The 13,871-nt window shown below is 70.8% G+C and carries 11 protein-coding genes; 10 read left to right on the top strand and 1 reads right to left on the bottom strand.

The window, feature by feature from the left end; translation table 11 throughout:
• The first annotated feature begins 123 nt into the window (after positions 1 to 123).
• The 3 genes from QRN23_RS07565 to QRN23_RS07555 all read left to right on the top strand — a co-directional run bounded on the left by QRN23_RS07565 (position 124) and on the right by QRN23_RS07555 (position 3,561).
• The gene (locus QRN23_RS07565) at positions 124 to 1,194 is read left to right on the top strand and encodes an LLM class flavin-dependent oxidoreductase (protein ID WP_285063087.1); all 1,071 of its coding nucleotides are present in this window, start codon (positions 124 to 126) and stop codon (positions 1,192 to 1,194) included.
• 65 nt (positions 1,195 to 1,259) lie between these two features.
• The gene (locus QRN23_RS07560) at positions 1,260 to 2,516 is read left to right on the top strand and encodes an FAD-binding protein (RefSeq protein ID WP_285063086.1); all 1,257 of its coding nucleotides are present in this window, start codon (positions 1,260 to 1,262) and stop codon (positions 2,514 to 2,516) included.
• The gene (locus QRN23_RS07555) at positions 2,509 to 3,561 is read left to right on the top strand and encodes an aldose 1-epimerase family protein (protein WP_285063085.1); all 1,053 of its coding nucleotides are present in this window, start codon (positions 2,509 to 2,511) and stop codon (positions 3,559 to 3,561) included. Before QRN23_RS07560 ends, QRN23_RS07555 begins: the two co-directional genes overlap by 8 nt.
• Before the next feature lie 84 nt (positions 3,562 to 3,645).
• Here QRN23_RS07555 and QRN23_RS07550 read toward each other — a convergent pair whose 3' ends face one another.
• The gene (locus tag QRN23_RS07550; RefSeq protein ID WP_056046737.1) at positions 3,646 to 3,948 is read right to left on the bottom strand and encodes a hypothetical protein; all 303 of its coding nucleotides are present in this window, start codon (positions 3,946 to 3,948) and stop codon (positions 3,646 to 3,648) included.
• Positions 3,949 to 4,417: 469 nt separating this feature from the next.
• On the opposite strand from QRN23_RS07550, the gene chvE reads away from it, so the two are divergent.
• From chvE to araA, 7 genes are all read left to right on the top strand, one after another.
• Positions 4,418 to 5,572, top strand: a complete 1,155-nt coding sequence (gene chvE, locus QRN23_RS07545) for a multiple monosaccharide ABC transporter substrate-binding protein (protein WP_285063084.1) — start codon at positions 4,418 to 4,420, stop codon at positions 5,570 to 5,572.
• A gap of 124 nt (positions 5,573 to 5,696) precedes the next feature.
• The gene (mmsA, locus tag QRN23_RS07540; RefSeq protein ID WP_370274456.1) at positions 5,697 to 7,226 is read left to right on the top strand and encodes a multiple monosaccharide ABC transporter ATP-binding protein; all 1,530 of its coding nucleotides are present in this window, start codon (positions 5,697 to 5,699) and stop codon (positions 7,224 to 7,226) included.
• Positions 7,213 to 8,481 carry a multiple monosaccharide ABC transporter permease gene (mmsB, locus tag QRN23_RS07535; protein WP_082452220.1) on the top strand — a complete coding sequence of 423 codons (1,269 nt, stop codon included), beginning with the start codon at positions 7,213 to 7,215 and terminating at the stop codon, positions 8,479 to 8,481. Before mmsA ends, mmsB begins: the two co-directional genes overlap by 14 nt.
• 158 nt (positions 8,482 to 8,639) lie before the next feature.
• Entirely contained in the window at positions 8,640 to 9,629 is a 990-nt protein-coding gene (locus QRN23_RS07530; protein WP_056046729.1) for a LacI family DNA-binding transcriptional regulator, read from the top strand.
• A gap of 92 nt (positions 9,630 to 9,721) precedes the next feature.
• Complete coding sequence (gene araB, locus QRN23_RS07525) at positions 9,722 to 11,539, top strand: ribulokinase (RefSeq protein ID WP_285063081.1); 1,818 nt, start codon at positions 9,722 to 9,724, stop codon at positions 11,537 to 11,539.
• Complete coding sequence (locus QRN23_RS07520) at positions 11,536 to 12,249, top strand: L-ribulose-5-phosphate 4-epimerase (protein ID WP_043595113.1); 714 nt, start codon at positions 11,536 to 11,538, stop codon at positions 12,247 to 12,249. The genes araB and QRN23_RS07520 overlap by 4 nt, the downstream gene beginning before the upstream one ends.
• Positions 12,246 to 13,775, top strand: a complete 1,530-nt coding sequence (araA, locus tag QRN23_RS07515; RefSeq protein WP_123570588.1) for an L-arabinose isomerase — start codon at positions 12,246 to 12,248, stop codon at positions 13,773 to 13,775. Before QRN23_RS07520 ends, araA begins: the two co-directional genes overlap by 4 nt.
• Positions 13,776 to 13,871 lie beyond the last annotated feature (96 nt).

The raw sequence follows: 13,871 nt of genomic DNA, 5'->3' as shown, positions 1-13,871 counted from the left end.
GGGTGGGCCGGTCCCCAATGCGGGGGACGCACCCCGGGGGACGTCGTCCGGGGATGTCGCACGGGGGGACGAGGGCCGGGGGCCCGGCCCGGCGACCCCGGGTCGTCTGGCTAGGCTCGACGGGTGACCACCGCCTCCTCGTCGCCCGCTCCGTCCGCCGCCGCGAGGCCGTTGCGTCGTCTCGGCTTCCTCACCATCGGCGCCTTCGAGGGCGACGACCCGACCGTCGGACTCGAGCAGGGGCTCGAGTTGTTCGAGCGGGCCGAGGCGCTGGGGCTCGACGGCGGCTGGACCCGCACGCGGCACCTGCAGTTCGGCATCTCGTCGCCCGTCGCGTTCCTCTCGGCCGCGGCGCAGCGCACCTCGCGCCTGACCCTCGGCACGGCCGTGATGCCGCTCGGCTGGGAGAACCCGTTCCGTCTCGCCGAGGACTGGGGCACGGTCGACGTGCTCTCGCGCGGCCGGCTGCAGCTCGGCGTCAGCGTCGGCGAGCCCCGCGCCTACGACGAGGTCGGGCCGCACCTCTACGGGGACGCCGCCGACCACCAGGACTTCTCGTACGGCCGGGTCGAGAAGTTCCTCTCGCTCGTCCGGGGCGAGCAGGTCAGCGCGTTCGAGGGCACCGAGGGCATCGAGGTCTTCACCGGGCGGGTGCAGCCGCAGAGCCCCGGCCTCGCCGACCGTGTCTGGTACGGCGCGGGCAGCCCCCGGTCGGCCGAGTGGGCGGGTCGCCAGGGCCTCGGCATGTTGATCAGCAACGTCAGCTTCGCGGGCGCGCCCGGGCCGATCGAGCCGACCCGCTTCGCGGCGTCGCAACTCGAGCAGATCCGCGCGTTCCGCGCGGTCCACCCCTCGGGTCAGGAGGCGCGGGTCGCCAAGGGCGCGGTCGTCCTGCCCACCGACACGGCCACCGCCGAGCAGCGTGCGGCGTACGAGGCCTACGCGTCCTCCCGTCGCGACCGCACCACCGTGGCCCACGGACCCCGCGGCATGATGTTCGACCGCGACCTCGTCGGCCCGTCCGAGTGGATCGCCGAGCAGCTGCACGAGCACGCCGCGATGCGCGAGGTCGACGACCTGATCGTCGAGCTGCCGTTCGACTTCGGACTCGCCGAGTACACGCAGGTGCTGACCGACGCCGCCGAGCGCCTCGGCCCGCTGCTCGGCTGGCAGGCCGCCGCCCGAGGCGAGTGAGCGCTCACTCCCGGCGGTGGGGCTCGCCTAGACTCGACGCAGCACCCCGAGCCGAAGGAGTCTCCATGCAGAACTGGGCCGCCAACGTCGAGTACTCGACGACCGACCTGCGTCGCCCCACGAGCATCGACGAGCTGCGTGACGTCGTCACCGGCAGCCGTCGGGTCAAGGCCCTGGGCTCGCGCCACTCGTTCAACCGGGTCGCCGACACCGACGGCGTCCTCGTCTCGCTCGACGCGCTCGACACCCCGGTCGAGATCGACTCGGCCGCCGGCACGGTCCGCGTCGGCGCGGGCACGACGCACGCCGCCCTCGCGGGCGAGCTGCAGCGTCGCGGCCTCGCCCTGCACAACCTCGCCTCGCTGCCCCACATCTCGGTCGCCGGAGCGGTCCAGACCGGCACGCACGGTTCCGGCGTGCGCAATCCCGCCCTCTCGGCCGGCGTCCGCGCCGTCGAGCTCGTCCGCGCGGACGGCAGCCTCGAGACCGTCCGCCGCGGTGACGACGCGTTCGGCGCCTCCGTCGTCTCGCTGGGCGCCGTCGGCGTCGTCACGAGCCTCGAACTCGACACCGTGCCGACCTTCGACGTCGAGCAGACCATCCACGAGGACCTCCCGTGGGCGGCCGCCCTCGAGCACCTCGACGCCGTGCTCGCCGGCGCGTACAGCCTGAGCTTCTTCACGCGGTACGACGGCGCGGGGGTCGACCAGGTCTGGTCCAAGCACCGGGTCGGCGACGCGGTCGGTCTCGACCTCCGCGACCTCGGCGCCGTGCGGGCCGACGCGACCACGCACATGATCCCCGGGGCCGAGACCGCGGCCGTCACGCAGCAGGGCGGCGTGGCCGGCCCGTGGCTCGAACGCCTGCCGCACTTCCGCTTCGACTTCACGCCGAGCGCCGGCGAAGAGATCCAGAGCGAGTTCCTGATCCCCGCCGAGCACGCCGCGGCCGCGATCGAGGGGCTCCGTGGCATCGCGCACACCTTCGCCGACGTGCTCATGGTCAGCGAGATCCGCACGATCGCCCCGGACGACGCCTGGATCAGCCCGAGCGGCGGACGTCAGAGCGTCGCCTTCCACTTCACCTGGCACCGCCGCCCGGACGAGGTGCTCGCCGTCCTGCCCGAGATCGAGCGGGTGCTCGGTGCCTTCGACGCCCGCCCGCACTGGGGCAAGGTCTCGACCGCCACCCACGCCGAGCTGCGCCGGGTGTTCCCGCGTCTCGGCGACTTCGCCGCCCACGTCGCGTCGGTCGACCCCGAGGGCCGCTTCCGCAACCCGTTCCTGTCCGCGTCCGTCCTCGGAGAGCCCGCGCATGTCTGAGCCCACCCCCGTCGCCCCCGTTCCGCCGCACGGCACCGTGCCCCCCGTCGTCGAGCCCGCACCGGGGGCGCCGCCGACCGCTCGCCTCGTCACGTCGCCGGTGCCGGTCTCCGGCGCGCAGGTCGTGCTCGAGCGGGACGGCTACCGGGCCGAGATCGCCGGGGTCGGGGCCACGCTGCGCACGCTCACGTTCGAGGGCCGCGACCTGGTCGTGCCGTTCGCCGCCGACGAGGTGCGGCCGGGCTTCCGCGGGGCCCTGCTCGCCCCGTGGCCCAACCGCGTGACCGACGGACGCTACGAGCGCGACGGGGTCGAACACCAGCTGCCCCTGAACGAGGTCGAGCGCGGCCACGCCCTGCACGGCCTGGCCCACTGGGCCGACTGGACCATCGACCAGGCCCAGGCCGCGCGGGCCTCGGCCTCGTTCGTGCTCGTGCCGAGTGACGGCTACCCGTGGCGGCTGGCGCTGTCGGTCGTCTACGAGCTGACCGACGACGGGCTCACCACGACGGTCACGGCCCGCAACGCGGGCACGGGCGTCGCCCCCTACGGCACCGCGCCGCACCCCTACCTCGTCGCCGGCGAGGGTCGCGTCGACGACTGGTCGTTCACGCTGCCCGCCGCGAGCTACCTCGAGGTGACCGACGACCGCCTGGTCCCCGTCGGCACGCGGCCCGTCGGTGACCGTGACGGCTTCGACTTCCGCGACGGGCACCCGGTCGGCGACCTCTTCGTCGACCACGCCTTCACCGACCTCGCGTTCGGCACCCCTGACGGCGACGCCGGTGGGCGCCCCGGTCAGGAGGCGCGGGTCACCGCCACCGTGACCGCGCGCGACGGCCACGGCGTCACCATGTCGTGGGGGACCGAGCTGCCCTGGGTGCAGGTGCACACCGCCGACCGCCCCGAGCCTGAGAACGACCGCGTCGGGTTGGCCGTCGAGCCCATGACTTGCCCGCCGGACGCCTTCAACTCGGGTGACGACCTCGTGCTGCTCGCCCCGGGCGAGGCCCACTCGGCGAGCTGGACCATCACCGCGTTCTAGCGCGGCCCGACACCCCCGAACCAGCACGACACCCCGCGAACCCGGGGCGTCGCGCTGGTTCGGGGGTGTCGCGCCGGGCCGCCCTCAGACGGCGACGGGTTCGGTCTGCCAGGTCATGGCCGACACCGTGCCGGGCAGGCAGCGTTCGAGGGCGGCCTCGAGCGCCCGGCGCGTGCGGCGTGCCGTCAGCTCGTCCCGGACGACGACGTCGAACCGCAGGGCCTCGGGCAGCTCGGTGAGCAGCACGGTCCCGGCGTCGGCGAGCTGCACGAGGTACTGGCCCACCTCGACCTTGGCGGCCCGGTGCTCGGCGAGCAGGCGGCGCGACAACCAGAACAGGCCGGCGGCGTCGTGCGCCGTGTGGACGGTCGCGGTCGCGGTGATCATGGGCACACTGTGACGTGACGACCGCTCACGCGCGTGAACGGCGTGTGGCGAACGTGTAAATCCTGTCGCGACACGCCGGGCACCGACCGACTTGACAAGCACCTGGACCTCGTTCAGTATTGCCCAGCACCACCGATGTGAGCGCTCACATTCTCAGGTCAGCGCTCGACCGTCCCCGCGACGGGCCATCCCGCTCCACTCCGCGACACCCCAGCCACACGTTTCCTGACGAAGAGGTCAACCGTGAACAGCTCCTCCCTCCGCCGCCCGGCCGCCCACCGGGCCGTCCGCACGTCGCCCGCCCCGCGCCTCCTCGCGGTCGCCCCGGCCTGACGTCCCCCTCAGCCCCGACGGGCAGGCCTCGCGCACCCGTCGGCCCGGCGCGTCCCCGGCCACCCGAGCCGTCGAGCGCCCGCACCACAGAGATCCCCTCACAGCACCATCACCCGTCATCGACGACGCCGTCGAGATGACACCTGACACGAATGGAACAACCGTGAAGAAAAAGCTCCTCGTCGGCATCGTCGCCGTCGGCATGGCATTCTCCCTGGCCGCCTGCTCCGGCGGCGGCGGCGGACGCGGCGGTGACGCCGGCGGCAGCAGCAGCGGCGACAACGCCGGTGCGCTGGTCGGCGTCGCGATGCCCACCAAGGTGTCCGAGCGCTGGATCAAGGACGGCGACGCCGTCAAGAGCGCCCTCGAGGACAAGGGCTACAAGGTCGACCTCGAGTACGCCGACAACAAGATCCCCCAGCAGGTCCAGCAGATCAGCAACATGATCACCAAGGGCGCGAAGGTCCTCATCGTCGCCTCGATCGACGGTGGCTCGCTCAGCGACCAGCTCGACTCGGCCGCCAAGTCCGGCATCAAGGTCATCTCGTACGACCGCCTGCTGACGGGCAACGAGAACGTCGACTACTACGTCTCGTTCGACAACTACAAGGTCGGCGTCGACCAGGGCACCAGCCTCCTGACCGGTCTCGGCCTCGCCGACGCCGACGGCAAGAAGGTCGACGGCGCCTCGCCCAAGACCATCGAGGTCTTCGCCGGCAGCCCCGACGACAACAACGCGACCTTCTTCTTCAACGGCGCGATGGACACCCTCAAGCCCTACATCGAAGACGGTTCGCTGACGATCGGCTCCGGTCAGGACCAGTTCACCCAGGCCGCCACGCAGCAGTGGGACCCCGCCACCGCCAAGGCGCGCATGCAGAACCTGATCGCCTCGACCTACTCGGGCGGCACCAAGCTCGACGGCGTGCTCTCGCCCTACGACGGCATCTCGATCGGCATCATCTCGGCGCTCGAGGGTGCCGGCTACGCCAGTGACGCCCTGCCGATCATCACCGGTCAGGACGCCGAGGCCGCTTCGGTCAAGTCGATCATCGAGGGTCAGCAGTACTCGACCATCTACAAGGACACCCGTCAGCTCGCCGACCAGTCCGTGATCATGGCCGACGACCTGCTCACCGGCAAGACGCCCGAGACGAACGACGACAAGACGTACGACAACGGCGAGAAGGTCGTCCCGACCTTCCTGTTCCAGCCGACCATCGTCACCAAGGACAACTACAAAGAGGTCCTGGTCGACAGCGGCTACTACACCGAGGCCGACCTCAAGTAGGTCCCTCCCCTGCGAGAACCGAGGAGGCGCCGGTCGCCGACCAGCGCCTCCTCGCTTCCCTGCTCCCCAGCGGCACCCACCCGACACACGGAAGAAGGAACACGTGGCGAACACGATCCTCGAGATGCGGGAGATCACCAAGACGTTCCCCGGCGTCAAGGCCCTGCAGGACGTCACGCTCGAGGTCGAGCGCGGCCAGGTCCACGCGATCTGCGGCGAGAACGGCGCCGGCAAGTCGACGCTCATGAAGGTGCTCTCGGGCGTCTACCCGCACGGCTCGTTCGACGGCCAGATCCTGCTCGACGGTCAGCCCGTCGACTTCAAGAACATCAACGACTCCGAGGCCGCGGGCGTCGTCATCATCCACCAAGAGCTCGCACTCAGCCCGTTCCTCTCGATCGCCGAGAACATCTTCCTCGGCAACGAGCAGTCCAAGGGCGGCTTCATCGACTGGAACAAGACCAACCTCGACGCCGCCGGCCTCCTGGCCCGCGTCGGCCTGCGCGACAACCCGATCACCAAGGTGGTCGACATCGGAGTCGGCAAGCAGCAGCTGGTCGAGATCGCCAAGGCGCTCTCGAAGCGCGTGAAGATCCTCATCCTCGACGAGCCCACCGCCGCCCTGAACGACGACGACTCGGCCCACCTGCTCGACCTCATCAAGAGCCTGCAGGGGCAGGGCATCACGTCGATCATCATCAGCCACAAGCTCAACGAGATCAAGGCGATCGCCGACAAGGTGACGATCATCCGCGACGGCAAGACCATCGAGACCCTCGACATGCACGCCGGCGAGGTGTCGGAGGACCGCATCATCAAGGGCATGGTCGGCCGTGACCTCGAGAGCCGGTACCCGGCCCACGAGTCGAAGGTCGGCGCCGAGCTGCTCCGCATCGAGGACTGGACCGTCCACCACCCCCTGGACGCGACGCGCGAGATCATCCACCAGGCCAACCTCACCGTCAAGGCCGGCGAGATCGTCGGCATCGCCGGGCTGATGGGTGCCGGACGCACCGAGCTCGCGATGAGCGTCTTCGGCAAGAGCTACGGCACCGGCATCTCGGGCACCGTCTACAAGCGCGGTGAGAAGGTCGACACGTCGACGGTCAGCAAGGCCATCGCGGCCGGCATCGCCTACGCGACGGAGGACCGCAAGAAGTACGGTCTCAACCTGATCGACGACATCACCCGCAACGTCTCTGGTTCGGCGCTCGGCAAGCTCGCGAACTGGGGCTTCGTCAACCGGTCCGAAGAAAGCACGGTCGCCGAGCGCTTCCGCAAGAGCATGAACATCAAGGCGCCCACCGTGGCCGCCGTCACCGGAAAGCTCTCGGGCGGCAACCAGCAGAAGGTCGTGCTGTCCAAGTGGATGTACGCCGACCCCGACGTGCTCATCCTCGACGAGCCCACCCGCGGCATCGACGTCGGCGCCAAGTACGAGATCTACACGATCATCAACCAGCTCGCGGACGCGGGCAAGGGCGTCATCGTCATCTCGTCCGAGTTGCCCGAACTGCTCGGCATCTGCGACCGCATCTACACCCTCTCGGAGGGGCGCATCACGGCCGACGTGCCGATCGCCGAGGCGACCCCCGAATTCCTCCTGAAGTACATGACCCTCGAACGAGAGAGCCCCGTCAATGAGCGCGCCTAGCCCCACCCAGGCCACCGACCCGAAGCCCACGGGCGGGTCGCCCACCTCCCGTCAGCCGCAGTCCGGTTCGGGCGGCAACCCGATCACGAGTGCCGTCTCGTACCTCGGCGGTCAGCTGCGCCAGATCGGCCTGTTCATCGCGCTGATCGTCATCGTGCTGTTCTTCCAGATCACCACGAACGGCATCACCCTGGCACCGATCAACGTGTCGAACCTGGTCGTCCAGAACAGCTACATCCTGATCCTGGCCATCGGCATGGTGATGGTCATCATCGCCGGCCACATCGACCTCTCGGTCGGGTCCATCGTCGCCTTCACGGGTGCGATGGCCGGCGTGATGATCACGCAGTGGGGCCTGCCCTGGCCGCTCGCCGTGGTGCTCTGCCTCGTGCTCGGTGCCCTGGTCGGGGCCTGGCAGGGCTTCTGGATCGCCTACTTCGGGATCCCGGCGTTCATCGTCACCCTGGCCGGCATGCTCGCGTTCCGTGGTGCCGCCCAGATCGCGCTGCAGAGCACGCAGATCTCGTCGTTCCCCCAGGGGTTCCGTGACATCGGTTCGGGCTTCCTGCCCGCCTTCGGCACGACCGGGTACGAGCCGCTGACGCTGATCCTCGGCGCTGTGGCCTCGATCGCCCTGATCGGCACCGGTCTCCGTGGCCGGGCGACGCGTCGCAAGTACCAGCTCGAGGACGAGCCCTTCCTGTGGTTCGTCACCAAGCTCGTCTTCACCGTCGCCCTCGTCATGTACGTCGGGTTCCTGCTCGCCAGCTACTCGGGCACCCCGATCGTGCTGGTCATCCTCGCCGTGCTCGTCGTCGTCTACTCGACCGTGATGAAGAACTCGGTCTTCGGTCGTCACGTCTACGCGATCGGTGGCAACGTGCACGCCGCCGAGCTGTCGGGCGTCAAGACCAAGCGCGTCACGTTCCTGCTCTTCGTCAACATGGGCGTCATCGCCGCTCTCGCCGGCGTCGTCTTCACGGCCCAGCTGAACCTCGCGGCGTCCAGCGCCGGCAGCGGGTTCGAACTCGACGCCATCGCGGCCGTGTTCATCGGTGGCGCCGCCGTCACGGGCGGCATCGGTACGGTCACCGGCGCGATCATCGGTGGTCTGATCATCGGCATCCTGAACAACGGCCTGTCGATCCTCGGTGTCGGCACCGAGTACCAGTCCCTGATCAAGGGCCTCGTGCTGCTCGCCGCGGTCGCGTTCGACGTCTTCAACAAGCGTCGCGCCGCCTCGTCCGGCAAGTAACTAGGCGCCACCATCCGCGAGAGGCGCGGTTCCCGGTCACGGGAGCCGCGCCTCCTCGTCTCCCCGCCCCCGGCGGGCACCGACCAGACCGCAGGAGGTGCGGGCCGGCCGCACACGACGCCACCGTCCCGAAAACCGAACCGAACTAGGATCACCTCGTGGCAACCCTCTTCGACGTCGCGGCCGCAGCCGGCGTCTCGCACCAGACCGTCTCGCGGGTCGTCAACGGCGACCCGACGGTCCGTCCCGCCACCAAGGCCAAGGTCGACGTCGCCATCGACGAGCTCCACTACCGGCCGAGCCTCACCGCCCGGGCGCTGGCCAGCCGCAAGACGAGGTCGCTCGGCGTGATCAGCACGGGGTTCCCGTTCTACGGCCCCTCGAGCACGATGCACGGCTTCAACGGTGCCGCCCGACGAGCCGGGTACCAGGTGTCGATGGCCACCCTCGACGTCGACGACCGGCAGGGCATGCGGCAGGCCCTCGACTCCTTGGTGGGCCAGAACGTGGCGGCCATCGTGCTCATCGCGCCCGACGCCGAGGCACTCGAGGTGCTGCGGCGTTCCGGGGTGTCGGTGCCGCTGGTCACCGCCGACAGCGAGGCCGAGGACGGCCACCACACGGTCTCGTTCGACCAGGCCGCCGGGGCCGAGGCGGCCGTCGAGCACCTCGTCTCGCTCGGTCACCGCCGCATCGCCCACGTCGCGGGGCCCGACGGGTGGATGGACGGCCGCGACCGCGAGCGGGGCTGGCGCGAGGCCTGTGAACGGCTCGGCGTCGACTCGACGGTGCTGCTGCGCGGCGACTGGACCCCGGGCTCCGGTCATCGCATCGGCCGAGAGCTGGCCGGGCGCGACGACGTCACGGCCGTGTTCTGCGGCAACGACCAGATGGCGCTCGGCGTCGTGCACGCGTACGTCGACGCCGGTCGGGTCGTGCCGCGCGACGTGAGCATCGTCGGCTTCGACGACATCCCCGAGGCCGAGCACTTCGTCCCGCCGCTGACCACCGTCCGGCAGGACTTCGAGGCGCTCGGGCGCCGACTCATGACGACCGTCGAGGCCGTGCTCGCCGGCGACGAGGCGCCCGTGGCGGCACTCGACCCCGAGCTCGTCGTCCGCCGCTCGACGGCGGCCCCGGCCCGCTGACCGACCCCGACCCGCCCGTGCGAGATTGCACGGTCCCACTCGCTCATGTGAGAATGTGAGCGCTCACTTTCGCATCAGGACAAGGACGTTCCATGGCTGAGACCGCCATCCCCTCCGACCCGTCGCCCGCGGCCCCCGACCCCGCCGGCGCCTCGGCCGAGACGTACGTCGTCGGCGTCGACTACGGCACGCTCAGCGGCCGCGCGGTCGTCGTGCGCGTGCGTGACGGCGCCGAACTGGCCAGCGCCACGTTCGAGTACCCGCACGCGGTGGTCGACCGCACGCTGCCCGGAACGGGCGAGCGCCTCCCCGCCGACTGGGCCCTGCAGGTGCCGTCCGACTACGTCGACGTGCTGAAGAACGCCGTTCCCGAGGCCCTCCGCGCGTCGGGCGTCGACCCCGCCGCGGTCGTCGGCATCGGCACCGACTTCACGGCCTGCACCATGGTGCCGACCACCGCCGACGGCACCCCGCTCAACGAGCTCGACCGCTTCGCCGACCGCCCGCACGCGTTCGTCAAGCTGTGGCGTCACCACGCCGCGCAGGGCCAGGCCGACCGCATCAACGAGCTGGCCGCGTCGCGGGGCGAGTCGTGGCTGCCCCGGTACGGCGGGCTCATCTCGAGCGAGTGGGAGTTCGCCAAGGGGCTGCAGCTGCTCGAAGAGGACCCCGAGGTCTACGCCGCGACCGAGCACTGGGTCGAGGCCGCCGACTGGATCGTCTGGCAGCTCAGCGGCCGCTACGTGCGCAACGCCTGCACCGCCGGGTACAAGGGCATCTACCAGGACGGCGAGTACCCCAGCCGCGAGTTCCTCGCCGCCCTCAACCCCGACTTCGCCGACTTCGCCGAGACCAAGGTCGTGCACGAGATCGGCGCCCTGGGCGACGTCGCGGGCACGCTGACGGCGGAGGCCGCCGGCTGGACCGGACTGCCCGAGGGCATCGCCGTGGCCGTCGGCAACGTCGACGCGCACGTCACGGCCCCGGCCGCCAAGGCCACGCAGCCCGGCCAGATGGTCGCCATCATGGGCACGAGCACCTGCCACGTCATGAACGGCGACAAGCTCGCCGAGGTGCCCGGCATGTGCGGCGTCGTCGACGGTGGCATCGTCGACGGCCTCTACGGCTACGAGGCCGGTCAGTCCGGCGTCGGCGACATCTTCGCCTGGTACGTCAAGAACCAGGTGCCGCAGTCGGCCGTCGACGACGCAGCGGCCGCCGGCAAGAGCGTGCACCAGCACCTCACCGACCTCGCCTACGAGCAGCCCGTCGGGGCCCACGGCCTCGTGGCCCTCGACTGGCACAGCGGCAACCGCTCGGTGCTCGTCGACCACGAGCTGAGCGGCGTCATCGTCGGTCAAACGCTCGCCACGTCGCCCGCCGACGGCTACCGCGCGCTGCTCGAGGCCACGGCCTTCGGCACGCGTCGCATCGTGCAGGCCTTCGACGAGTCGGGCGTGCCCGTCACGGAGTTCATCGCCGCCGGCGGTCTGCTGAAGAACAAGCACCTGATGCAGACCTACAGCGATGTGCTCCGCATGCCGATCTCGACGATCACGAGCGAGCAGGGCCCGGCCCTCGGGTCGGCCATCCACGCCGCCGTCGCCGCAGGTGCCTACCCCGACATCCGCTCGGCGGCCGAGGCCATGGGCAGCGTCGACCGGGCGACCTACGTCCCCGACGAGGCCGCCGCGGACGCCTACGACGCGTTGTACGCCGAGTACCTGCTGCTGCACGACTGGTTCGGTCGGGGCGGCAACGACGTGATGCACCGCCTGCGGGCGATGCGTCGCGAGGCGACCCGCGCCTCCTCGGCTCCCTCGGCGACGACCGAGGGCGGTGGAGGCACGGATGCCGTCGAGCAGGACGCCACCGCCTCCGCCACGAGCGACGCGCAGGTGACCGCATGACCGGCTGGATCGACCGCTCGACGCAGGCGGCCATCGACGCCACCCGAGAAGACGTCGCCACCCTGCACGCCGAGCTCGTGCGCTACGGTCTCGTCGTCTGGACGGGCGGCAACGTGTCGGGTCGCGTGCCCGGCACCGACCTCTTCGTGATCAAGCCCAGCGGGGTGCTCTACGACGACCTCACGGCCGAGAACCAGATCCTCTGCCGCCTCGACGGCACCGTGGTCGAGGGGACGCCGGGCAGCGACCGCAGTCCGTCCAGCGACACCGCCGCCCACGCATACGTCTACCGCACCATGCCGCACGTCGGCGGAGTCGTGCACACGCACTCGACCTACGCCACGGCCTGGGCCGCGCGCGGCGAGGCGATCCCGTGCGTGATCACGGCGATGGCCGACGAGTTCGGCGGCGAGATCCCCGTGGGGCCGTTCGCGATCATCGGCGACGACTCGATCGGCCGCGGCATCGTCGCGACGCTCGAGGGGCACCGCAGCCGGGCCGTGCTGATGCAGAACCACGGCGTCTTCACGATCGGCAAGGACGCCCGCGACGCGGTCAAGGCCGCCGTCATGACCGAGGACGTGGCCCGCACCGTCCACATCACCCGCCAGCTCGGCGAACCCATCCCCATCCCGGCAGAGAGCATCGACGCCCTCTTCGACCGGTACCAGAACGTCTACGGACAAGCACCCGCAGGAGAACTGAAGTGACGAACGACACCCTCGACCCCACCGCCTTCCTCGCCTCGCGCGAGGTCTGGTTCCTCACCGGCAGCCAGGGCCTCTACGGCGAAGAGACGCTCCAGCAGGTCGCCGACCAGTCGCGTGCCATCGCCGACGAACTCGCCGCCGCCTCCGACGTGCCCGTGCGCCTCGTCTGGAAGCCCGTCCTGACCGACGCCGACGCGATCCGTCGCACGATGCTCGAGGCGAACCTCGACGACTCGGTCATCGGCGTCACGGCCTGGATGCACACCTTCAGCCCGGCCAAGATGTGGATCGGCGGCCTCGACGCCCTGCGCAAGCCGCTGCTGCACCTGCACACGCAGGCCAACGTCGCGCTGCCCTGGGCCGACATCGACTTCGACTTCATGAACCTCAACCAGGCCGCCCACGGCGACCGCGAGTTCGGCTACATGCAGACCCGTCTCGGGGTGCCCCGCAAGACCGTCGTCGGCCACGTCAGCGACCCGCGCGTGCAGCAGCAGGTCGGCACCTGGATGCGCGCCGCCGCGGGCGCCTCGGCCATGCGCTCGCTCAAGCTGGCACGCTTCGGCGACAACATGCGCTTCGTCGGCGTGACCGAGGGCGACAAGACCGAGGCCGAGCTGGCCTTCGGCGTCCAGGTCAACACCTGGGGCGTCAACGAACTGGCCGAGGCCGTCGCCGCGGCGTCCGAGACGGCGATCGACGAGCTCGTCGCGGTGTACGAGGCCGAGTACGACGTGGTCCCCGCGCTGCGGGCGGGCGGCGAGCGTCACCAGTCGCTGCGAGACGGTGCGGCGATCGAGATCGGTCTGCGCTCGTTCCTCGAAGAGGGCGGGTTCAGTGCCTTCACGACGAACTTCGAAGACCTGGGCGCGCTCAAGCAGCTGCCCGGCCTCGCGGTCCAGCGCCTGATGGCCGAGGGCTACGGCTTCGGTGCCGAGGGTGACTGGAAGACCTCGGTGCTGGTGCGTGCGGCCAACGTGATGGGCGCCGGGCTGCCGGGTGGCGCCTCCTTGATGGAGGACTACACGTACCACCTGGTGCCCGGCGAGGAGAAGATCCTCGGGGCGCACATGCTCGAGGTCAGCCCGGCGCTCACGTCGGGGCGCGCCTCCCTCGAGGTGCACGCGCTCGGCATCGGCGGCAAGGACGACCCGGTGCGCCTGGTCTTCTCCGCCGACCCCGGCCCGGCCGTCGTCGTCGCGATGAGCGACGTGCGCGACCGCTTCCGCCTGACGGTCAACGTGGTCGACGTGGTCGACCCCGACGAGGACCTGCCGAACCTCCCGGTGGGGCGCGCGGTGTGGAAGCCCCGTCCGTCGTTCGCCGTGTCGGCCGAGGCGTGGCTGACGGCCGGCGCCGCCCACCACACGGTCATGTCGACCGCGGTCGGGCTCGAGGCCTTCGAGGACCTCGCCCGCATCGTCGAGACCGAGCTGCTCGTGATCGACGAGGACACCCGCATCCGCGACTTCCGTCACGAGGTCGCCTGGAACGCCGCGTACCACCGCCTCGCCCGCGGCCTGTAGGCCTCGCGGCCGGCTCGCGCGGTTCGCGCGGCTCGCGCATCGAGTGGTCCCGGATCGTCCTTCGCCCCACGGCGAACGACGGTGCGGGACCATTCG

It is taken from the genome of Frigoribacterium sp. ME-P-080 (assembly GCF_030209595.1).
Lineage (GTDB): Bacteria > Actinomycetota > Actinomycetes > Actinomycetales > Microbacteriaceae > Frigoribacterium.
Note: the sequence above shows the minus strand (reverse complement) of the source record. Positions and strands in the feature narration are given on the sequence as shown.

Bases quoted from the DNA above. Each gene is read 5' to 3' on its own strand.
- QRN23_RS07560 (WP_285063086.1), top strand. From the start codon at position 1,260: ATGCAGAACTGGGCCGCCAACGTCGAGTACTCGACGACCGACCTGCGT.
- QRN23_RS07555 (WP_285063085.1), top strand. From the start codon at position 2,509: ATGTCTGAGCCCACCCCCGTCGCCCCCGTTCCGCCGCACGGCACCGTG.
- QRN23_RS07550 (WP_056046737.1), bottom strand. From the start codon at position 3,948: ATGATCACCGCGACCGCGACCGTCCACACGGCGCACGACGCCGCCGGC.
- chvE (WP_285063084.1), top strand. From the start codon at position 4,418: ATGACACCTGACACGAATGGAACAACCGTGAAGAAAAAGCTCCTCGTC.
- mmsA (WP_370274456.1), top strand. From the start codon at position 5,697: ATGCGGGAGATCACCAAGACGTTCCCCGGCGTCAAGGCCCTGCAGGAC.
- mmsB (WP_082452220.1), top strand. From the start codon at position 7,213: ATGAGCGCGCCTAGCCCCACCCAGGCCACCGACCCGAAGCCCACGGGC.
- araB (WP_285063081.1), top strand. From the start codon at position 9,722: ATGGCTGAGACCGCCATCCCCTCCGACCCGTCGCCCGCGGCCCCCGAC.
- QRN23_RS07520 (WP_043595113.1), top strand. From the start codon at position 11,536: ATGACCGGCTGGATCGACCGCTCGACGCAGGCGGCCATCGACGCCACC.